This window comes from Acidihalobacter yilgarnensis (assembly GCF_001753245.1).
In the GTDB taxonomy this organism is placed as follows: Bacteria; Pseudomonadota; Gammaproteobacteria; order DSM-5130; family Acidihalobacteraceae; genus Acidihalobacter; species Acidihalobacter yilgarnensis.
In genome coordinates this window covers 727,420-746,900 of record NZ_CP017415.1, presented here as the reverse complement: position 1 = coordinate 746,900, position 19,481 = coordinate 727,420, and the positions used below count along the sequence as shown (strand labels likewise).

The following is a 19,481-nucleotide window of genomic DNA, read 5'->3' as shown; positions in this document are numbered from 1 at the left end:
CTGTATCGTTGTCTAACAATCGTGTTTTATAATAATTCTCATTAATAAAAACACACTCTTCAACAGGGCCCTAATGCATTTTCAGCGACGTAACCTTGGCCACCTCTGGTCGGCGATTCTCATCTTCATCAGCAGCAGCGCCTGTGCTGCCCCCGTCCTCAGCCCCAGTCTGCTCTGGGATAACGAGACTGTCAGCACCTTCGGGGGCGGTTTGCGCGCCGGCACTACCTACGACGGCATGCTCCTAGCCGCACTAGACGCGCGCACGGATAGCCTCGGCGCAGGATCGGTCGGCATTCTGCATTTCTCATTCCTCGCCGTGCGCAGCGGCCAGCCCAGCGCGCGCTATATCGGCGATTTCCAATCCGCGTCCAACATCGAGGCACCCAATGCCACGCGTCTTTACAGCGCCTGGTTTCGTCAGACATGGGCGCACGTCAATACTGTGCAGATCGGCCTCATCGACCTCAATACGCTGTTCGATGTCACCGACGCTGCCGGGCTGCTGCTGAACGCCTCCTTCGGACTCGACCCGACCCTCAGCGGCAATCTGCCGGTTTCCACCTACCCAGAACCCGGTTATGGCCTCGTACTCGGTCGCCAGGAGGGCGCCTTTAACCTGAGGGCTGGCCTCTTCCAGGCTGATCCTACGCTGCGCACGCGCTTGGCCAGCAACGGCGCGCTGGCAATCGCCGAACTGGACTTCGGTTATACGACTGATGCACCGACGCAGCTGGGCCTCGGTCTCTGGCGCTATCGTCAACCAGACCCCACCCTCGCCCCCACCGATCTGTCCGGCGGCTACATCAATTTTTCACAGACACTGACCGATGGGCCCGTTCGACGCGCCCGCGCCTTTCTGCGTCTGGGCTTCGCGCCCACAAACGACAGCACGGTGCCGCAACACCTGAGCTTCGGCGTGGATATCGCGGCCCCTCTCGCCTCCCGCCCCGACGACCGCCTCGCCCTCGGCGTGACGCGCGCGGCCCTGCGCGGCCTCGACACAGAGACCGCCTACGAAGCCACCTATCAATTCGCCCTCACCCCGCAACTCGCCCTGCAACCCGATCTTCAGTTCATCCGCAATCTCTCCGGCTCATCGCACAACGCCTCCGTATTCAGCCTTCGTCTACAACTCGCCCTGGATTGATCTATAAATCCCACCAGAGGCGACAGCGGAACACATGGGATTACCCGGTAATCCAAGACTAAAGATTTTTTATTGAAGGCCGATAAATCCAGTGAGCATGCCATCCCGGCCCGCCTCGGCGGGTACCGCGAGCGGGGGAGTCGCAACACACCGCGGGATCGGGGGCACCTATACAAACACATAAGAAAGGAACCGCCATGTCCATAATGGTTCGCACCATCTCCGCGCGCATCATGGCCAGCGTCAGCATCGCCGCCATACTGGCCATCGCCGCAGTGCTGACGCCCGTCTGGTTCGGAGGCGTCATCAAAACCGACACCCTGCGTAGTGACCACGAGGCCGCGCTGCTCAACGCGCTGCAGCGCATGAGCGGCGCCACCTTGCGCACCGGTATCGCAATTCGCGACAACGTACTCAACATGAATCTCACTCGTATTGGTGGCGTCGACCCGGCTCTAAGTCAAAAATTGATGCAGGACAGTCTCGACGGCAAGTACGTCAATGCCGCACGCAAACATGTTTCAGAAGCGGATGACGCCTACAACCGCGCGAGCCAGCTTGCCGAGTCCAACCCCAAATTCAAGGAAAAACTCGATCACATCGGCGGTCTCTGGGCTAAGAGTAAGGCCGATTACGAGCTGACCATCAGTCGCCTCAAGTCGCTGCAGTTCGCCTCCGCTGAGAACGAATTGGTCACCGCCGCTTACCCGCTCTCCGAGCAGATCGACGAGGAGCTGCGCGCCCTAACCAAGATCGTACACGCTCAATCGCTCAAGGATAAACAGCTGGTGCTCAAAGACCTGCGCATCTCGAACATCGTCAGCCTGAGCCTCCTGGCGCTCGCCCTGATCATCGGCGCCAGCCTGATCGGTGTGGCCGTGCTCAGCATGCGCAATCGTCTGCGGTTAACGGTCGACACCATGCGCGACATCGCACAAGGCGAGGGTGACCTGACCCGTCGCATGGTCACGCACGGTCAGGACGAACTCGACCAGCTCTCCACGGCCTTCAATCAATTCGTCGAGCGCATCCAGAACGTCGTCAGCCAAGTGGCCGGCTCCACCGCGCAAATGGCCGCAGCGGCCGAGGAACTGTCCGCCACCAGCGAAGAAACCAGCCGGCACGTCCACAGCCAGCAAAGCGAGACCGATCAGGTCGCCGCCGCGATGAACGAAATGTCCTCCACCGTGCAAGAGGTCGCCAAGAACGCCAACGACGCGGCACGCGCCGCGAACGACGCCAACAGCGCTACCGCACAGGGGCAGAAGGTCGTCGGCAACACCATCAAATCCATCAGCCAGCTCGCCGACGAGGTCGAGCGCACGGCACAAGTCATCCATGCCCTGGAAGGCGATAGTGCGCAGATCGGTCGAGTGCTGGAGGTGATTAGCGGGATATCGGAGCAAACCAACCTCCTGGCGCTGAACGCCGCGATCGAGGCTGCGCGCGCCGGCGAGCAGGGCCGCGGCTTCGCTGTGGTCGCGGACGAGGTACGCACGCTGGCCAAACGGACGCAGGATTCGACGGAAGAAATCCGCGGCATGATCGAGCGCCTGCAAACCGGTTCCAAGGGTGCGGTCGAAGCCATGGCCTCCGGGCGCGAACGCGCCCAGGCGAGCGTCGCCCAGGCCGAGGAGGCCGGCACCTCGCTGGAGGCCATCAGCACTTCGGTGGTACGTATCAGCGACATGAATTCGATGATTGCCAGCGCGGCCGAAGAACAATCCACCGTGGCCGAGGAAATCAACCGCAATATCAGCAACATCAGCCACGCCACCGACCAAACGGCTACCGGCGCCCAACAGACCGCGACCGCGAGCGAGGAGCTGGCCAAGCTCTCCGCAGAACTACAATCACTGGTCAACCAGTTCAAGATCTGAGCCGATCCCAGCCGGCGGCACTGCCGCCGGCCCTGCCTCAATCGCAATCCTCCACCCTCATTCCTGGAACCTTTTTCCGTATCCCGGCGTGTCTGATGATGAGCGCAACGACACTGCGCCACTCATTCAGCAAGATCACGCACCGGAACGACCAGGAGATCGACACCATGTACAAACACACGCATATGCGCCACCTGCTGCTTGCCCTCATCGCCGCCTTCGGTATCAATCTCGCGACCCTGGGTGCCGCTGCTGCGGCGGTCGCCACTTCGCCGAACGTGGTCACCACGCCTGACATCAACCCGACGCCTGACACCGATTCGATGCAGACCGGCAGCAACGGCATTGAGCTCGAAACCCCCGACGTCAATCGCCCGGAAGTCGAGAAGCCCGAAGTGGAACGCCCGGACGTGCAGACCCCTGAGGTTTCGCGACCCGAGATCCAGCAGCCTGAAGTCCAGCGCCCCGACGTACAGACGCCCCAGGTCGACCACTGAACTGTCCGTAACGGCAATATCCCAGACACTGCCGGCCGATAAAGCCGGCAGTGTCACGTCCAGCATGACGCAACAAACCATAACAACAAGACTTGCCCCAGGGAGAGACACCCCATGACGACAACTTTCCGGACGACGGCCATACTGGCCACCTCGGTCCTCAGCACTGCGCTGCTGGCCCCCATCGCGCAGGCCAAGGATGCCCAGTTGACGGTTGGCAGCGTTCCCGCCTATTTCTCCGGTACCTACGGCACCGCCAACACCATCAACATTTTCTACCTGCCGACCTATATCCAGTATCGTAAAGATCGCCTGCGCATCAAGCTGACCATTCCCTACGAATCGGTCACCGGCCTACCGCAAGGGGCTACGCTGGCCGGCAGCAACCTGTCCACGCGCGGCGGACAGACGCAGACACGCTCAGCCTCCGGCATGGGTGACACCTGGATCACGGTTCGCTATTCGGCCACGCATGCCAGCAACGGGCACGTGGGCGTGCATCCCTACGCCAAGGTAAAGATTGCCACGGCCTCGCACTCCGCCGGCCTCGGCTCCGGTCACAACGATTACGAATTCGGCGTCGGCTTCGACGGGCGCGCCGGCGGCTACACCTTCCCCTTCGCGCACGTCGGCTACCGTCTGGTGGGCAAACCCGCAAACTCCAGCCTGCAGAATATCGCCACCTACGACTTCGGCGCGAGTTACGTCTTACCCCGCTCGCAATCCAACATCCTCACCGCGATGTTCGCCGGCTCGCAATCGGAGCAGAAGGGCTATGCAGGCCCGGCCGACGTAATCGTCGCCTGGAATCACAACGTCACCACTCAGGGTAGCGGCTTCCAGCTCTATATCGACAAGGGACTGAGCAACGGCAGTGCGCGCTACGGTATCGGTTTCGGCGGCCAGATCGTCTTCTAATTCGTCGGGAGCGCCGCACCGTCCCGCGGTGCGGCGCTCAAAAGGCCGCGTACGCGACCTCACCGCAAAAATTCAGACACGCCATCACCCGCTGCCGCTGCACCGGGCTGAGCGTCTCCGGCGGAAAATAGCCCCACTCCGAATGTTCGTCGCTGAGCATGATCGTTGCCGGCAAATGCAGCCGTGCCCGATAGATCGCGGAGTGCGAATTGACCGCTGCGTGATAATAGATTCCGCTCAAATACGCCACTTCGACCTCGCAAGCCAGTTCTTCCCGGCACTCGCGCACCAGCGTCTCGATCAGTGTTTCGCCGGGATCGACGGCGCCTCCCGGCAGCCCCCAGCGATAATCGGCGTAGTCCGCCTTGAGCATCAGAATCCGCCCACCGTCATCGGTGATGACGGCATGGGCGCTCAATCGATAGAGGTCCTCAAAGGCCATCGGCAATTCCTCGACTCGGACGTATTATCAGATTAGTCGCCGACGACCGCGTAGGCCACCGTTCGCCACCCAGCCGTCGTACCAGCTGCTAAAATCGTCCCCCGCGCAGCGCCCGAGAATTTCATGTTCAGCAGCTATACCAACGGCCTCCTTCTGGGCCTCAGCCTAATCGTTGCCATCGGCGCCCAAAACGCCTATGTCCTGAGGCAGGCCATCCGGCGCGAACATCACTGGCTGATTGCTTCGATCTGCAGCTTGAGCGACGTCGGGTTGATTATGCTGGGCGTGGCCGGACTCGGCGCCGTGATCCAGGCCAGTCCACGTCTGGAAACCGCGTTCTATTTCGCCGGCGCCCTGTTTCTTGGGCATCACGCATTCCACGCCGCACGCGATGCGATTCGCGCCAAGCAGGCACTGGCGCTCGACGCCGACGATGACGCCCCTCTCCCCCGCGACGCGGCATCGTGCTCAACGCCCTAGCCTTGAGCTGGCTCAACCCGCACGCCTGGCTGGACACCGCAGTGCTGCTCGGCACCTTCGCGCTGCGCTACCAGGGTGATGAGCGGGCCGCCTTCGCCGGCGGTGCCATCAGCGGCTCGGTCATCTGGTTTTTCGGCGTAACCTTGCTCGCGGCAACCCTCTCGCGCTGGCTGACGCGCCCGCCGGTCTGGCGGGCGATCAATGTCGTGGTCACCGCCATCATGCTCTACGCCGCGCTGATCTTCCTGAACGCGGGGCTGACATTGGCCCAGGCTGGCTAGTCACCACCACAGCCGGCTTACTCGTCCGTTATCTCCTCGGGACGCCGCCAATTTTGAGCAACCCACCCAACGATCGATACACCCTGTAGTTTTAGCGCATTGCCCTCCAGCCGCTCAATCTGCACGACGACGCAGGTTAAACACACGCTCGCTCATGCGCGTCAGTCCCGCACGCTGGAAACGTTCGTTTTCCGCGAGCACGTCCTTGCTGACAAGCGAAGCGACCTCGAAGCGCGCGTCGTAGAGTCGATGCACCTCGTCCTCATTCACGGCAAAGGGCGGGCCCTGCATCTCGGCCTGCGGGTAATCGAAGGTGATCAACAGCACCTGGGCCGCAACAGGCATCAAGTCGGCAAGATGCGCCGCATAACGCTGGCGCATCTCCGATGGCAATGCGACCAGCGAAGCCCGATCATAAACGGCTTGCACGCCGGCCAGATCCGCAGACGACAGGTCGAAGAAATCCCCACAACGAATTTCGATCTCACCCACCCGATAGACCTCGAAGGCACCTTCCCGCTTCACCGAGGGCGACAATCCGTTTTCCGCGAAAAATGCCTCGGCGGCCAACGGGCTGAGCTCAACGCCGATCACCCGATGGCCCTGCCCCGCCAACCAAAGCATGTCGCGGCTCTTGCCGCACAGGGGCACGAGCACGGCAGCACCCGCAGGCACGCTTAATGAGGGCCAGTATGTTTCCAGATGGGCATTCACCCGGTCCTGGTGGAACCCGATCTGCTGATTCTGCCAACGCTCAAGCCAGAAATCCGCCTGCATGTCGTGATCTCCTTCCCGGATGGATGGGTGTGCGCTAAACGCCTCAGACGAAGCGCGCCTCGTGCACCACCGGATGACCGGCTTGAGCCCAACCGCTGTAGCCGCCAACGAGGCTGTAGACCTCGCCGAAGCCCATCATCTGCAGTACCGCGGCGGCCATCGCAGAACGGCCACCAGTCGCGCAATAGGCCACCACGGGACGCCCGCGTGCCCCTGCCAGTACCGGATCGTGATTCGGATAAGCCGGATCGGCAGCGGCCTCGATGATGCCGCGCGGCACCAGATGTGCGCCCTCGATGTGACCTTGTTCGTGCTCGGAGGATTCGCGCACGTCTACGATCAGCAGATCCGGCTTGTCTTGCTTCAGACGCAGCAACCCGGCCGGGTCGACCTCGCTTACGCAAGACTTGGCGGCCTTGACGAAGTCCATCAGGCCGACGGGTTGCTCGGGTTTGAACACGTTATACATTCGCAATGCCTCGTTCGAGTGAGTTGGGGAAATACCGGACGGCTATAGCACCAGGATAGCGCGTCGCGGTGTCAGGTCGGTTTCGCGCGGGTCGCGCCGGCGCTGATCTCGGCATGCCGGAAGCAGCCGATCAGGTGATCGTTGACCATGCCCACCGCCTGCATGAAGGCATAGCAGATCGTCGGGCCGACGAAGCGGAAGCCGCAGCGCTTGAGATCGCGACTCATGGCCTCGGAGGCCGGCGTCGTCACCGGCACATCGGCCGGCTCGCGCCAATGATTATGCACCGACTGGCCGTCTACGAAACCCCATAGATATCCAGCCAAATCGACGCCGCGGTCGCGTAGCGCAAGCAGCGCGCTCGCATTGGAAAAGCTCGCATCAATCTTCAGTCGGTTACGTACGATACCCGCATCCAGCAATAGTTCAGCGCGGCGCTCGGGCGAAAATCTAATCATCTGCTCGGGATCGAAGCCCGCAAAGGCGCGGCGGTAGCCCTCGCGCTTGTCCAGGATGGTGCGCCACGATAGGCCCGCCTGCGCGCCCTCGAGGATCAGCATTTCAAACAACTGCCGCTCGCCGTAGGCGGGCACGCCCCATTCGGTGTCGTGATAGGCGATCTCGTGGGGCGAGGTTTCATAGGCCCAGGCGCAGCGCTGGCGTTCCATCACGCGCCCCGCTCAGTCTTCCGGCTCGTAGGCGAGGGTCGGCGCGAGCCACTGCTCTGCGGTGCGGATGTCCCAACCCTTACGCCTGGCGTAGTCTTCGACTTGGTCGCGTCCGATCTTGCCGACGCCGAAGTAGTGCGCCTCTGGGTGTGCGAGATACCAGCCGGAAACCGCTGCCGCAGGCCACATGGCGTAGCTCTCGGTGAGTTCGAGGCCCGCGTTGTGCGTGGGATCGAGCAGCGACCACATGGTGCCCTTCTCGGTGTGTTCAGGGCAGGCCGGATAGCCAGGGGCGGGGCGAATGCCGGCGTAGGTTTCTTTGATCAGTTCGTCGTTGCCAAGCGCCTCGTCGGAGGCGTAACCCCAAAACTCGCGGCGCACGCGCGCGTGCATCAGCTCGGCGAAGCCCTCTGCAAGACGATCCGCCAACGCCTTGGCCATGATCGCACGGTAGTCGTCGTGCTCAGCCTCGAAGCGTGCGACATGCACGTCCAGCCCCTCACCGGCCTGCACCGCGAAGCCACCGATGTAGTCGGCCAGCCCGCTGTCGGCTGGTGCCACAAAATCGGCGAGACAACGATTGGGTCGCCCGGCTGGGCGTTCGCTCTGCTGGCGCAGGTGATGCAGCGTGGTGCGCAGCTCGGCACGCATATCGTCGGTATAAAGGGCGATGTCGTCGTCACCGACGCGATTGGCGGGGAAAAAGCCGATCACGCCGCGCGCGCGCACCCATTTTTCGCGCACCATCTGGTCCAGCATGAGATTGGCGTCGGCGAACAGCTTGCGTGCCTCCTCACCCACGACCTCGTCGTCGAAGATGCGCGGGTAGCTCGCATGCAGCTCCCAGGCATGGAAGAACGGCGTCCAGTCGATGTAGGGGACGATGTCCGCCAGCGGGTAATCGTCGAACGCCTTGATCCCGAGAAAACCCGGCTTGGATGGCGTATAGCCGGACCAGTCGATGGGCGTACGGTTGGCACGCGCAGCGGTCAGCGGCAGCAGCTTGTCTCGGCTCTTGCGCGCGGCGAGCTGGGCACGTACCTCGACGTATTCAGCACGGATTTTCTCCGAATACGCGGCGCGCAACTCGGGGCTGATCAGATTCTGCGCCACACCGACGGCACGCGAGGCGTCCTTGACCCACACGGTCGGCGCACGCGTATAACCGGGCTCGATGCGCGAGGCGGTATGCGCGCGCGAGGTTGTCGCACCACCGATCAGCAATGGCGTATCGAAGCCCTGGCGTTCCATTTCCTTGGCGACGTGTGCCATTTCGTCGAGCGAGGGCGTGATCAGACCGGACAGGCCGACGATGTCCACGTCATGCTCGCGCGCGGCGTCCAGGATTTTTTGTGCCGAAACCATCACGCCAAGGTCGATGACCTCGAAGTTGTTGCACTGCAACACCACGCCGACGATGTTCTTGCCGATGTCGTGTACGTCGCCCTTCACGGTGGCCATCAGGATACGGCCCTGGGCGCGCGCGCCCTCCTCCTTCTCGGCCTCGATGTAGGGGATCAGGTGGGCGACGGCCTTCTTCATCACGCGCGCGCTCTTGACCACCTGCGGCAGAAACATCTTGCCGTCGCCGAACAGGTCGCCGACCACATTCATGCCGTCCATCAGCGGCCCTTCGATCACCTCGATAGGGCGCGCAAAGCTCTGCCGCGCGGCCTCCGCATCCTCGATCGCCCAAGTATCGATGCCCTTGATCAGGGCATGTGCCAGACGCTTGGCCACCGGCCATTCGCGCCAGCCCAGATCCTCCTGCTTGGCCTGTGTGCCGTCGCCCTTGTAACGGTCGGCGATCTCCAGCAGTCGCTCGGTGGCATCGCTGCGACGATTGAGCACCACGTCCTCGACGTGTTCACGCAGTTCAGCGGGCAAGTCATCATAGACCGCGAGCTGGCTGGCGTTGACGATGCCCATGTCCATGCCAACCTTGATCGCGTGATACAGGAATACGGCGTGGATCGCCTCGCGCACCAGATTGTTGCCACGAAAGGAGAACGAAACGTTGGACACGCCGCCGGAAATCATCGCGTGCGGCAGGCGCCGCTTGATTTCGGCCGTGGCCTCGATGAAGTCGACGGCGTAGTTGTCGTGTTCCTCGATGCCGGTGGCGATGGCGAAGATATTAGGGTCGAAGATGATGTCTTCGGGCGGGAAGCCGACCTGCTCGGTCAAAGTGCGATAGGAACGTGTACAGATCTCGATTTTGCGTTCACGGGTGTCGGCCTGTCCCTGTTCATCGAAGGCCATCACGATCACCGCCGCGCCGTAGCGACGCACCAGTCGTGCCTGCTCGATGAATTTTTCCTCGCCTTCCTTGAGCGAAATCGAGTTAACGATGCCCTTACCCTGCAGGCACTTTAGGCCGGACTCGATAATCAGCCATTTACTGGAGTCGATCATCACCGGCACACGTGAGATGTCTGGCTCAGCGGCGATGAGATTGAGGAAACGCACCATGGCGGCCTGGCCGTCAAGCATGGCCTCGTCCATGTTGATATCGATGACCTGCGCGCCGTTCTCCACCTGTTCCAGGGCAACGGTCAGCGCCTCGTCATAGCGCTCGTCGAGAATCAGACGCTTGAATCGGGCCGAACCGGTAACATTGGTGCGCTCGCCGATATTCACGAACAGCGATTCGGCAGTGATATTCAAGGGCTCCAGACCGGAAAGACGGCAGGCCGGCATCGTCTCCGGACGCTGACGGGGTGGCTTGCCCTCCACTGCACGCGACATGGCACGGATGTGCTCGGGCGTGGTGCCGCAGCAGCCACCGACGATATTGAGGAAGCCAGAATCCGCCCACTCGGCAATCTCACTGGCCATGTCCTCGGCATCGAGGTCGTAACCGCCCATTTCGTTGGGCAGCCCCGCGTTGGGGTGCGCGGAGACGAGCGACTCGGACACACGCGACAATTCCTCGACGTACTGGCGCAGTTCGTAGGGACCCAGCGCACAGTTCAGACCGATGGACAGCGGCTCAGCATGACGCAACGAGTTGTAGAAGGCCTCGGTAGTCTGCCCGGTCAAGGTACGCCCAGACTGATCGGTGATGGTGCCGGAAATCATGATCGGCAGGGTCATGCCCAGCTTCTCGAACACGGTCTTGACGGCGAACACGGCAGCCTTGGCGTTGAGCGTGTCGAAGATGGTCTCGATCAACAGCAGATCGGCGCCGCCCTCGATCAGGGCCTCCGTCGCTTCGGCATACGACACCACCAGCTGATCGAAGCTGACGTTGCGAAAGCCTGGGTCGTTCACGTCCGGCGACAGCGAGGCGGTACGGTTGGTCGGCCCCAACACGCCGGCCACGAAGCGCGGTCTATCCGGTGTCCTCGCCGTCCACGCGTCGGCCGCCTCGCGCGCCAATCGCGCCGCGGCGCGATTGATCTCGGCGGCCAACGGCTCCATGTGATAGTCGGCCATGGAGATCGCGTTGGCGTTGAAAGTGTTGGTTTCGAGGATGTCCGCGCCGGCCTCCAGGTAGGCCTCGTGGATAGCGCGGATCACGTCCGGCCGGGTGATCGCCAGCAGGTCGTTGTTGCCCTTGAGGTCACTTTCCCAATCCGCAAAGCGCTCACCGCGATAGTCGGATTCCTCCAGCCGGTAGGACTGGATCATGGTACCCATGGCACCATCGAGGATCAGGATACGTTGTTGGACGGCGGCTTGGAGCTGGGATTGGCGATCGGTCATTGGCACGGCTGCATTGGCAAGAAAAGACGCTGGATTCTAGCATGCGTCCACTGGTCGGCCCTGGTCGGGCCGGCCAGTCCAACGTCGTTTAGCAACCGGCCTTGAGCCGCGCGGCAATGCCCGCGACGTGATTGCCCTGGAAGCGGGCGATGTTCAGCTCGTTCTCGCTCGGCAGCCGAGAGCCATCCGCACCGGCAAGCGTACCGGCACCATAAGGCGAGCCGCCGGTAATCTCGTTCATGTTGGTCAGCCCCTGCTCGCTATAGGGCACGCCGACAATGATCATGCCCTGGTGCAATAAGGTGGTATGGAAGCTGGTGATGGTAGTCTCGTGACCACCATGCTGCGTACCCGTGGAGGTAAAGACGCTGCCGATTTTGCCAATCAACTTGCCCTGCATCCACAAGCCACCGGTCTGATCGAGAAAATTTCGCATCTGCGCGCACATCATGCCGAAGCGTGTCGGTGTACCGAAAATCACGGCATCCGCCTCGGCCAGCTGATCCGGCTGAATGACCGGTATATGGGCATACGCAGTCTGCGCCTGTTTGGCGCCGTACTGCTCCAGCACCGCATCGGGGACCAGCTCGGGCACCCGGTACAGTTCGACCTCCGCCCCGGCCTCGCGCGCGCCCTGGGCAATCGCCTCCGCCATTTGATAAATGTGGCCGTACATGCTGTAGAAAACGACTTGAACCTTCACGGACATGGCGATCTCCTCCAGAATGGGATAGTACGATGACAAGTACCCGGCCAGGATAAAACGGCGAAAAGGGGACAAGCATGACGTTTTCGCAACAACTCGCTCAAATATTCTGATCAACCGCCAAGGGTCCGCACCTCATGCACACGGAACCGGATTGCCGGAACTATGCTCTGATCGAAGGAGGGAGATTATGCGGACAACCCCCAGCGAAGAAGATGTGAACCCGGCGCGATCGACATGAAGCGCCTGAGGTTCTACGCAACCATTCCGCACCCCTGTCCCTACCTGCCCGAGCGCAGCGCGGTGGATGTGGTGACCGATCCCGGCATGTCCATCGATCAGCCCACCCTCAGCGACCTGTTTCGCCTGGGCTTTCGGCGCAGCGGCGTATTCGTCTACCGACCTGAATGCCCTGGCTGTCAGTCCTGCATCGCGGTGCGCATTCCGGTGGACGACTTCCGCCTCAATCGGGCTCAGCGGCGCTGTCAGGCCCGCAATGAAGACCTCGTGCTCGAATGTCACCCGCCTCATTACAGCGAAGAGCTGTTCCGGCTCTATCGCGCCTACCTCAAGCACCGCCATACCGGCGGCGGCATGGACAAACCCACGCCGGATTCCTTCCGTGAATTCCTCTGCACCCCAGGCGTGGAAACCGAATTCATGCTGTTTCGCACCAACGACCGGCTGCTTGCGGTAGCGGTCACCGATCAGCTCAATGACGGACTGTCGGCCAACTACACCTTCTTTTCGCCGGACGAATCCGAGCGCTCGCTCGGCACCTACGCCATCCTGACTCAGGTAGCCGAGGCGCGTCGCCGCGGGCTCGATTACGTCTATCTCGGCTACTGGATCGACGAATCACCGAAGATGCGCTACAAAAACCGCTTCCGCCCCCTGGAGTTCTACAGCAACGAATACTGGCAGCGCTGCGACCGCCCCTTCTCAACGGACTGAATCCGGGCGCGAACCCCGTGACCATCCCACAGTCCAAGGTTCACATCATTGGCGGGAACGACCATGCCCAGCGAGCTCACGGAACAACTCGATCTGATCGTCGTGCGGCACGGTGCAACGCCCTGGAGCGTCACCGGTCGACACACCTCGCATACCGATCTCGGCCTGACGCCGGCAGGCCGAGCGGAGGCCGAACGCCTGCGCCCCTGGTTAGCGCGCTGGTCGCCCGTCGCGGTCTGGACCAGCCCGCTGCGCCGAGCGCGCGAAACTGCGGATGCCTGTGGCTATGTTGGGGCACGCGTGGTGTCCGAGCTGCGCGAGTGGGATTATGGCGACTATGAGGGCATGACAACTCCCGAGATCCATAGCGAATCACCGGGCTGGACGGTTTTCGTGGCGGGCGGCGCCGGGGCCGAAGGCGAGAGCCCCATGGCGGTATCTGCTCGCGTGGATGGATTGATCGCACGCATCAGAGCACGGCGTGGCGGCCCAGTGCTGGCCTTCGCGCACGGGCATCTGCTGCGCGCCATGGCGGCACGTTGGTTGGGAGAGGACATTCGCCTCGGTGCTCGCCTCGGGCTGGATTCCGGCGCCCTTGGCCTGCTCGGCCGACTGCACGGCGAATCGGCGCTGCTGGCCTGGAATCTACGTCCGCCAGCGCCGGGCGGCCTGGCAGGCGACCTCGGACGGGAGGCCTGAAAAGGCCGGCACCCTCTGGGAGGAGGACCAAGGCACCGCCACCCATCCATCCGAGTCCGCCTGCCGGGCCGCCCGACGGGCCAGTACACCGCCTCGCGGTATTCCGCCCCCTCGCTTCGTTAGCTCGACTGGTGATACCCGTTCAGATTAGGCCTTAAGGACGCCTCTTGCCAGATGGCATATTGCCGCAGTCTGCCGTGCTCAACGGATGGCCGAGACGACCGACGCGGCGTATTCAACCCGCGCTCAGACGCTCAAGTGCCAGCGCATGTAGCGCCGGCGTGCCCGCGGCCAGCACGCTGCTGGTTTCAAGATCGAGCGATAGACCGTCCAGCGTGGTGAATACACCGCCGGCTTCCTCCACGATCACCGAAAGCGCGGCGACGTCGAGGATATTGAGATCGGATTCGATCACAAGGTCGAGCTGGCCGGCGGCGAGCATGTGGTAATGGCAGAAATCGCCATAGCCGCGCGTGCGGTTGACGCCCGCGACGATGCCACCCAGGCGTGCCCAGCCCTCGCCTTGCGCCAAGGTCTTGATGTTACCGAGCGAAATCGCCGCGTCCGCCAGCGTCGTTACCTCGCCGGTACGCATCGACTGGCCATTGACGAACGCGCCACCGCCGCGCTCGGCCCAGGCCATCTCGCCATACAGCGGCGCATTGGATACCCCGAGTAGTAGGCTGTCGCCGCGCATCAGCGCAATTTGGGTCGAGAAGAACGGTGTCCGGCGGATGAAGCTCTTGGTGCCATCGATAGGGTCGATCAGCCAGGTGTATTCCGCACCCTCACGGGTACGGCCGGTCTCCTCACCATAGAAGCCATGCGTCGGAAAGGCCTCCAAAATCACCTGCCGAATCACCTGTTCGGCCGCCACATCCGCCTCGGTCACGGGGCTTTGATCGGCCTTGAGGCGTACTTCGACACCCTCGTCCCAATATCGACGGATCACGTCCTCGGCGGCACGCGCGGCAGCCAGTGCGGTCTGCAGATGGAGGCTTTGTTCCATGGGGGATCCTTGCATGAACGGTTCGGCGCATTGTAACAGCCGCGCCGCGCTTGAGCCGTCGCGCCGGCCTCACTACACTGCGCATCCAACCCACGGACGGAGAAGCCTCCCGCCATGTCCCGCTTCGATGAAAACCTCAAGGCACTCAAGCAGCCGCATGACCGCCTTGCCGCGCTGGAAGGCTATGCCGATGGCTACGAGCCCGCCTTCGTGATCGAGAACCGTCCCGGTAGCCAGGGTGCGCTGGCCGTCTACTACGAGGTCGCCGTCAAGCACGGTGGACTGACGCCCAAGGCCGCCGAAGAGGCGCTCGCCCTGTTCGCCGAGCATACCGACGACGCCCGTACGAATCCCGGCGCACATCCGAACATCGACCGCCTGTTCACCATCGTCGAACAGGACCTCTACTACTCAATCAAGGCCGTGCCCAAGGCCGAGGGCTAGGCTGATCCAAATCATGGCGTGAGGCGCCCTGGGGGACTAGGCTTGAACTGGCAGCCCCCCCAGGGAGACGCCATGCGCCTATTTCGCCCCCGTTATCTGATCCTGCTCCTGATCCTGGTCGTAGTCGCCGCCCTGGCCATCTGGCTGTCTCGTCCCAACCCCGTTACCGTCACCGTCCAACCGGTCAAGGCAGGTCTGGTCGAGGCGACCGTCAGCAATACCCGCGCCGGCACCGTCAAGGCCTGCCGGCGCGCCAAGCTCTCGCCTGGCACCGGCGGACAAATCGAACAACTCGACGTGCACAAGGGCGAGCACGTGGACCGTGGTCAAAAACTGCTCAGCCTCTGGAACGCCGACCTCAAGGCGCAGCTCGCCCTAGCCCGCGACGACGCGCAGGTCGCCGCGGCGCAGGCGCGCTCGGTCTGCCTACAGGCCGCAGTCGCCGCCCGCGAGGCTGGCCGCCAGACCACGCTGCGCCGACGTGGCATGGTCTCCGCCGAACAGACGGACAAGGCAGAGAGTGCCGCACAGGCCCGCGCCGCTGACTGCGAGGCAGCCACGGCCAGCAGCCAGGCCGCCGTGGCGCGCATCGACCTGGCTCAGGCCAACCTCGCGCGTACCGTGCTAACCGCCCCGTTTGCCGGTGTCGTCGCCGAGATCAACGGCGAGGTCAACGAATATGTCACGCCCTCGCCACCCGGCATACCCACCCCGCCGGTCATCGACCTGATCGACAACAGCTGTTTCTACGTCGCGGCACCGATCGACGAGGTGGATGCCACCAAGGTGCGCGTTGGCCTGCCCGTGCGCATCACCCTCGACGCCTTCGGTAAACGACACTTCGAGGGCTCGGTATCGCGTATCGGCGCCTACGTGGTCGATCTTGAGAAACAGGCGCGCACGGTCGACGTGGACGTGCGCTTCGCCCACGGAAGCGACCCTAAGCAGTTACTGGCCGGCTACAGCGCCGACGTGGAAATCATCCTGCAGTCGCGTAAAGACGTGCTGCGCATACCCACCGAGGCCGTGATCAACGGTGATCAGGTGTACGTCTACGACCCCGACGAACACATCCTGCACCTGACCCGCTTCAAGCCCGGCATCGCCAACTGGGCCTGGACCGAAGTCCTCTCCGGGTTGAAAGCGGGCGAACAAGTCGTCACCAACGTCGATCGAAAGGGCATCATCGACGGCGCCCTTGCGCGGATCGAGCCTACCGATGGCCTTTAGCGCCCCGCAATCCCCCGGACTGGCCCAAGCAACCGAGGCGGATGTAGACACGCCGGTCATCGCGCTTAACGGCCTCTGCCGTAGCTTCCGCCTGGGCGACGAAACCGTGCATGCCTTGCAGGATGTCAGTTTGCGCATCGTCCGCGGCGAATACATCGCCATCATGGGGCCTTCCGGTTCCGGCAAATCGACGCTGTTAAACATCCTGGGCCTGCTCGACCGCCCCAGCACGGGTCAATACCTGCTCGACGGCGTGGAAACGACCACGCTCGGCGACGCCAGCCAGTCGGCCGTGCGCCACCGCAAGATCGGCTTCGTGTTCCAATTCTTTCACCTGATCCCGCGCCTGACTGCCTACGAAAATATCGAGCTACCACTGATCCTAGGCGGTATACCAGCGGTCGTACGCCGCCCTCGTGTGCAGCAGGCACTCGATAATCTGGGTCTCAGTGATCGCGCTAGACACCGCCCTGAGCAGCTCTCCGGCGGGCAGCGCCAACGCGTGGCCATCGCCCGTGCCACCATCATGGAGCCCGAGGTGATCCTGGCCGACGAACCCACCGGCAACCTTGACAGCGCCTCCGGCAGTGACGTGATCGATATTCTGGAAGCTCTCAACGCACGCGGCATCACCCTGATTGTGGTCACCCACGACGCAAACGTCGGCGCGCGCGCAAAGCGGCTCGTACGCTTCGTCGACGGCCACATCGTGGACGACGAGATCCGTGCCGGATGAGCACGGCAACCGGCCGGCTACCGCTCGTCGAGGCACTGCGTTTCGCCTTTCGTGCGGTCGCCGCCGCTCGACTGCGCACTGCGATGATGACCTTGGCGATGGCCATCGGCGTGGCCGCCGTTGTGCTCCTGACCGCCCTTGGCGAGGGCGCGCGGAACTACGTGCTGGGCGAGTTCGCCAGCCTCGGCAGCAACGTACTGACGGTGATGCCCGGGCGCGCGGAAACCACCGGAGGCATACCGTTACTGCTCGGCATCACGCCGCGCGACCTGACCCTGGACGACGCGCTGGCCCTACGACGCAGCAGCCTGGTGGCGGCGGTCGCACCCATCGTGATCGGCGGGGCGCCGGTAGCCTTCGGCGCGCGTTCGCGCGAGGTCAACGTCATTGGCTCGACCGCCGAACTCGGGCCGATCCGGCATCTCGAACTCGAACGCGGGCGCTTCCTGCCGGCGGGCGATCCCTTCGCGGCCAGCGCAGTCTGCGTGATTGGCAGCCGACTACGTGACGAGCTGTTCGGACACACACAGGCACTCGGCGAGGTCCTGCGCATCGGTGACCGCCGCTTTCGCGTGATCGGCGTGCTCGCACCCAAGGGGCAGTCGATGGGGTTGGACATGAGCGACGTGATCATCATTCCGGTGGCCGCCGCACAAGCACTGTTCGACACCCGCTCGATGTTCCGCGTGCTGGTCGAGGTACGCGGCCGTGAGGCGCTGCCGGCGGCCAAGCGGCGGATCGAGGCGATCATCACGGCGCGCCACGAGGGCGAAAACGACGTCACGCTGATCAGTCTCGACGCGATCCTCGCGACCTTCGACCGCATCTTCACCGCGCTGACCCTGACGGTCGCCGGCATCGCCGGCATCAGCCTGATTGTAGCGGGCATCCTGATCATGAACGTGATGCTCGTGGCGGTTTCCCAGCGCACCGCCGAAATCGGTTTGCTCAAGGCACTAGGCGCCCCATCGCATCTCATCGCGCGGCTGTTTCTAGTCGAAGCCGTGCTGCTCTCGCTGTTCGGTTGCGCCGTCGGTATCGTGGTCGGCTATGGCGGAATTTTCGTGCTGGGCCAGCTCTTTCCCCGGTTTCCACTCTCCGCGCCTGCTTGGGCCGCATTCGCCGGCATCGCCGTTGCCTTGCTCAGTGGATTGATCTTCGGCGTGCTCCCCGCGCGCCGCGCCGCACGCCTGGACCCCGTCCAGGCGTTAGCGAAACACTGAGGGACGGATGCAAACCGCCGACTACATCCGCTTGACCCTGAATGCCGTTTTCGGCCAACGCATGCGCAGCCTGTTGACCGCGCTCGGCATCGCGGTAGGCATCGCGGCCGTGGTACTGCTCACCTCGATCGGCGAAGGTGTGCACCGCTTCATGATCCACGAGTTCACCCAGTTCGGCACCCACTTGATCGCCATCAATCCAGGCCGCACGACCACTCATGGCGTACCCGGCGGAGTCATCGCCAACGTGCGCCCGATGACGCTTGGAGATGCCGAGGCCATCGGGCGCCTGCCGCAGGTCGATGCAATGGTCCCGGTCGTGCAGGGCAACGCGCTTGCAGCAGCGGACGGACGGACGCGACGAACCACCGTCTTCGGCACGGGTCCGGCGCTGCCTGCCGTATGGCAGGCCCGGATCGCCAGCGGACGCTTCCTGCCGCATGACGACGCGCGTAGCGCACGCGCCTTCGCTGTGCTCGGCGCCCGCCTGCGCAACGAACTGTTCGGTGATGCCAATCCGCTGGGCCAGCGCATTCGCGTCGGTGGCGAAACCTTTCGAATCATCGGCGTACTGGCGCCCAAGGGTCAGATCCTTGGCATCGACCTGGACGACGCAATCTACATCCCCGCCGGACGCGCTCTTGCCTTGTTCAATCGCGACAGCCTGATGGAGATCGACGTGACCTATCGCGCAGGCACCTCATCGGGCACGCTCGCCCGGCGTATCACGGCGCTGCTCAAGCAACGTCACGGCCGCGAGGACTTCACTCTCACGACCCAGGAAGACATGCTCGCCACCCTGAACAACATCCTGGGCGTCGTCACCCTGGCGGTAGGCGCGCTCGGCGGTATTTCGCTGCTGGTCGGCGCGGTCGGCATCTTCACCATCATGACTATCGCGGTCAACGAACGTACTGCGGAAATCGGCCTGCTACGTGCCATCGGTGCCCGCCGAAGTCAGGTACTGAGCCTGTTTCTGGGCGAAGCCGTATTGCTCTCGACACTGGGGGGACTCGCCGGGCTGGCCATCGGCCTGGGCGGCGCCTGGCTGCTACACCTGCTGCTTCCCGCCTTGCCGGTACACACGCCCTGGGCCTATCTGTTCGGTGCTGAGTTATCCGCGGCGCTCATCGGTTTGCTGGCGGGCGGGCTGCCGGCGCGGCATGCCGCGAGACTCGATCCCCTGACCGCGTTGCGCGAGGAATAGATC

20 protein-coding genes are annotated in these 19,481 nt (G+C 63.2%); 13 read left to right on the top strand and 7 right to left on the bottom strand.

Annotation, left to right across the window (positions count from 1 at the left end; all coding sequences use genetic code 11):
- Positions 1-73: 73 nt before the first annotated feature.
- From BI364_RS03585 to BI364_RS03570, 4 genes are all read left to right on the top strand, one after another.
- The gene (locus BI364_RS03585; RefSeq protein ID WP_070077592.1) at positions 74-1,150 is read left to right on the top strand and encodes a carbohydrate porin; all 1,077 of its coding nucleotides are present in this window, start codon (positions 74-76) and stop codon (positions 1,148-1,150) included.
- Positions 1,151-1,347: 197 nt separating this feature from the next.
- Positions 1,348-3,030: a methyl-accepting chemotaxis protein gene (locus tag BI364_RS19065; RefSeq protein WP_083251136.1), complete on the top strand. Its 1,683-nt coding sequence runs from the start codon at positions 1,348-1,350 to the stop codon at positions 3,028-3,030.
- A gap of 95 nt (positions 3,031-3,125) precedes the next feature.
- Positions 3,126-3,527, top strand: coding sequence for a hypothetical protein (locus BI364_RS03575; protein WP_070077590.1), 402 nt, complete (start codon positions 3,126-3,128; stop codon positions 3,525-3,527).
- Between the two features lie 114 nt (positions 3,528-3,641).
- Positions 3,642-4,445: a hypothetical protein gene (locus BI364_RS03570; RefSeq protein WP_083251135.1), complete on the top strand. Its 804-nt coding sequence runs from the start codon at positions 3,642-3,644 to the stop codon at positions 4,443-4,445.
- Positions 4,446-4,482: 37 nt separating this feature from the next.
- Here the strand turns inward: BI364_RS03570 and BI364_RS03565 are convergent, their stop codons facing one another.
- Positions 4,483-4,887, bottom strand: a complete 405-nt coding sequence (locus tag BI364_RS03565; RefSeq protein ID WP_070077589.1) for an NUDIX hydrolase — start codon at positions 4,885-4,887, stop codon at positions 4,483-4,485.
- 123 nt (positions 4,888-5,010) lie between these two features.
- Between BI364_RS03565 and BI364_RS18885 the strand changes: the two genes are divergently transcribed.
- Both BI364_RS18885 and BI364_RS18880 read left to right on the top strand, forming a co-directional pair.
- Complete coding sequence (locus tag BI364_RS18885; RefSeq protein ID WP_083251134.1) at positions 5,011-5,367, top strand: LysE/ArgO family amino acid transporter; 357 nt, start codon at positions 5,011-5,013, stop codon at positions 5,365-5,367.
- The gene (locus tag BI364_RS18880; RefSeq protein ID WP_197495841.1) at positions 5,352-5,648 is read left to right on the top strand and encodes a LysE/ArgO family amino acid transporter; all 297 of its coding nucleotides are present in this window, start codon (positions 5,352-5,354) and stop codon (positions 5,646-5,648) included. The genes BI364_RS18885 and BI364_RS18880 overlap by 16 nt, the downstream gene beginning before the upstream one ends.
- A 114-nt stretch (positions 5,649-5,762) precedes the next feature.
- Here the strand turns inward: BI364_RS18880 and BI364_RS03555 are convergent, their stop codons facing one another.
- The 5 genes from BI364_RS03555 to wrbA form a co-directional block, all read right to left on the bottom strand.
- On the bottom strand, positions 5,763-6,425 hold the full coding sequence (locus tag BI364_RS03555; protein ID WP_070077588.1) for a thiopurine S-methyltransferase: 663 nt from the start codon (positions 6,423-6,425) through the stop codon (positions 5,763-5,765).
- Between the two features lie 43 nt (positions 6,426-6,468).
- Entirely contained in the window at positions 6,469-6,894 is a 426-nt protein-coding gene (locus BI364_RS03550) for a rhodanese-like domain-containing protein (protein WP_070077587.1), read from the bottom strand.
- 71 nt (positions 6,895-6,965) lie between these two features.
- The gene (locus BI364_RS03545) at positions 6,966-7,562 is read right to left on the bottom strand and encodes a DNA-3-methyladenine glycosylase I (protein ID WP_070077586.1); all 597 of its coding nucleotides are present in this window, start codon (positions 7,560-7,562) and stop codon (positions 6,966-6,968) included.
- Positions 7,563-7,574: 12 nt separating this feature from the next.
- Positions 7,575-11,270: a methionine synthase gene (gene metH / locus BI364_RS03540; RefSeq protein WP_070077585.1), complete on the bottom strand. Its 3,696-nt coding sequence runs from the start codon at positions 11,268-11,270 to the stop codon at positions 7,575-7,577.
- An 88-nt stretch (positions 11,271-11,358) separates the two neighbouring features.
- Positions 11,359-11,979: an NAD(P)H:quinone oxidoreductase gene (wrbA, locus tag BI364_RS03535; RefSeq protein ID WP_070077584.1), complete on the bottom strand. Its 621-nt coding sequence runs from the start codon at positions 11,977-11,979 to the stop codon at positions 11,359-11,361.
- Between the two features lie 234 nt (positions 11,980-12,213).
- Here wrbA and BI364_RS03530 point away from each other — a divergent pair, with 234 nt between their 5' ends.
- Together BI364_RS03530 and BI364_RS03525 are read left to right on the top strand one after the other, a co-directional pair.
- The gene (locus tag BI364_RS03530) at positions 12,214-12,930 is read left to right on the top strand and encodes an arginyltransferase (RefSeq protein ID WP_070077583.1); all 717 of its coding nucleotides are present in this window, start codon (positions 12,214-12,216) and stop codon (positions 12,928-12,930) included.
- A 63-nt stretch (positions 12,931-12,993) separates the two neighbouring features.
- Positions 12,994-13,629: a histidine phosphatase family protein gene (locus BI364_RS03525; protein WP_070077582.1), complete on the top strand. Its 636-nt coding sequence runs from the start codon at positions 12,994-12,996 to the stop codon at positions 13,627-13,629.
- Positions 13,630-13,864: 235 nt separating this feature from the next.
- Here BI364_RS03525 and BI364_RS03520 read toward each other — a convergent pair whose 3' ends face one another.
- Positions 13,865-14,638, bottom strand: a complete 774-nt coding sequence (locus tag BI364_RS03520; RefSeq protein WP_070077581.1) for an inositol monophosphatase family protein — start codon at positions 14,636-14,638, stop codon at positions 13,865-13,867.
- A 114-nt stretch (positions 14,639-14,752) separates the two neighbouring features.
- Between BI364_RS03520 and BI364_RS03515 the strand changes: the two genes are divergently transcribed.
- From BI364_RS03515 to BI364_RS03495, 5 genes are all read left to right on the top strand, one after another.
- Complete coding sequence (locus tag BI364_RS03515; RefSeq protein WP_070077580.1) at positions 14,753-15,082, top strand: DUF2322 family protein; 330 nt, start codon at positions 14,753-14,755, stop codon at positions 15,080-15,082.
- Positions 15,083-15,154: 72 nt separating this feature from the next.
- A complete protein-coding gene (locus BI364_RS03510; RefSeq protein WP_070077579.1) occupies positions 15,155-16,312 on the top strand; it encodes an efflux RND transporter periplasmic adaptor subunit in 1,158 nt (385 codons plus the stop codon).
- Complete coding sequence (locus tag BI364_RS03505; RefSeq protein WP_083251132.1) at positions 16,302-17,048, top strand: ABC transporter ATP-binding protein; 747 nt, start codon at positions 16,302-16,304, stop codon at positions 17,046-17,048. Before BI364_RS03510 ends, BI364_RS03505 begins: the two co-directional genes overlap by 11 nt.
- A complete protein-coding gene (locus BI364_RS03500) occupies positions 17,045-18,271 on the top strand; it encodes an ABC transporter permease (protein WP_070077578.1) in 1,227 nt (408 codons plus the stop codon). Before BI364_RS03505 ends, BI364_RS03500 begins: the two co-directional genes overlap by 4 nt.
- A 7-nt stretch (positions 18,272-18,278) precedes the next feature.
- The gene (locus BI364_RS03495; RefSeq protein WP_070077577.1) at positions 18,279-19,478 is read left to right on the top strand and encodes an ABC transporter permease; all 1,200 of its coding nucleotides are present in this window, start codon (positions 18,279-18,281) and stop codon (positions 19,476-19,478) included.
- The last annotated feature ends 3 nt before the right edge of the window (positions 19,479-19,481 follow it).

Coding starts and splice junctions, on each gene's coding strand:
- BI364_RS03570 (WP_083251135.1), top strand. CDS start 3,642: ATGACGACAACTTTCCGGACGACGGCCATACTGGCCACCTCGGTCCTC.
- BI364_RS03500 (WP_070077578.1), top strand. CDS start 17,045: ATGAGCACGGCAACCGGCCGGCTACCGCTCGTCGAGGCACTGCGTTTC.
- BI364_RS03575 (WP_070077590.1), top strand. CDS start 3,126: ATGATGAGCGCAACGACACTGCGCCACTCATTCAGCAAGATCACGCAC.
- BI364_RS19065 (WP_083251136.1), top strand. CDS start 1,348: ATGTCCATAATGGTTCGCACCATCTCCGCGCGCATCATGGCCAGCGTC.
- BI364_RS18885 (WP_083251134.1), top strand. CDS start 5,011: ATGTTCAGCAGCTATACCAACGGCCTCCTTCTGGGCCTCAGCCTAATC.
- BI364_RS03555 (WP_070077588.1), bottom strand. CDS start 6,425: ATGCAGGCGGATTTCTGGCTTGAGCGTTGGCAGAATCAGCAGATCGGG.
- BI364_RS03515 (WP_070077580.1), top strand. CDS start 14,753: ATGTCCCGCTTCGATGAAAACCTCAAGGCACTCAAGCAGCCGCATGAC.
- BI364_RS03525 (WP_070077582.1), top strand. CDS start 12,994: ATGCCCAGCGAGCTCACGGAACAACTCGATCTGATCGTCGTGCGGCAC.
- BI364_RS03510 (WP_070077579.1), top strand. CDS start 15,155: ATGCGCCTATTTCGCCCCCGTTATCTGATCCTGCTCCTGATCCTGGTC.
- BI364_RS03585 (WP_070077592.1), top strand. CDS start 74: ATGCATTTTCAGCGACGTAACCTTGGCCACCTCTGGTCGGCGATTCTC.
- BI364_RS03530 (WP_070077583.1), top strand. CDS start 12,214: ATGAAGCGCCTGAGGTTCTACGCAACCATTCCGCACCCCTGTCCCTAC.
- wrbA (WP_070077584.1), bottom strand. CDS start 11,979: ATGTCCGTGAAGGTTCAAGTCGTTTTCTACAGCATGTACGGCCACATT.
- BI364_RS03550 (WP_070077587.1), bottom strand. CDS start 6,894: ATGTATAACGTGTTCAAACCCGAGCAACCCGTCGGCCTGATGGACTTC.
- BI364_RS03505 (WP_083251132.1), top strand. CDS start 16,302: ATGGCCTTTAGCGCCCCGCAATCCCCCGGACTGGCCCAAGCAACCGAG.
- BI364_RS03545 (WP_070077586.1), bottom strand. CDS start 7,562: ATGGAACGCCAGCGCTGCGCCTGGGCCTATGAAACCTCGCCCCACGAG.
- BI364_RS03520 (WP_070077581.1), bottom strand. CDS start 14,638: ATGGAACAAAGCCTCCATCTGCAGACCGCACTGGCTGCCGCGCGTGCC.
- metH (WP_070077585.1), bottom strand. CDS start 11,270: ATGACCGATCGCCAATCCCAGCTCCAAGCCGCCGTCCAACAACGTATC.
- BI364_RS03495 (WP_070077577.1), top strand. CDS start 18,279: ATGCAAACCGCCGACTACATCCGCTTGACCCTGAATGCCGTTTTCGGC.
- BI364_RS03565 (WP_070077589.1), bottom strand. CDS start 4,887: ATGGCCTTTGAGGACCTCTATCGATTGAGCGCCCATGCCGTCATCACC.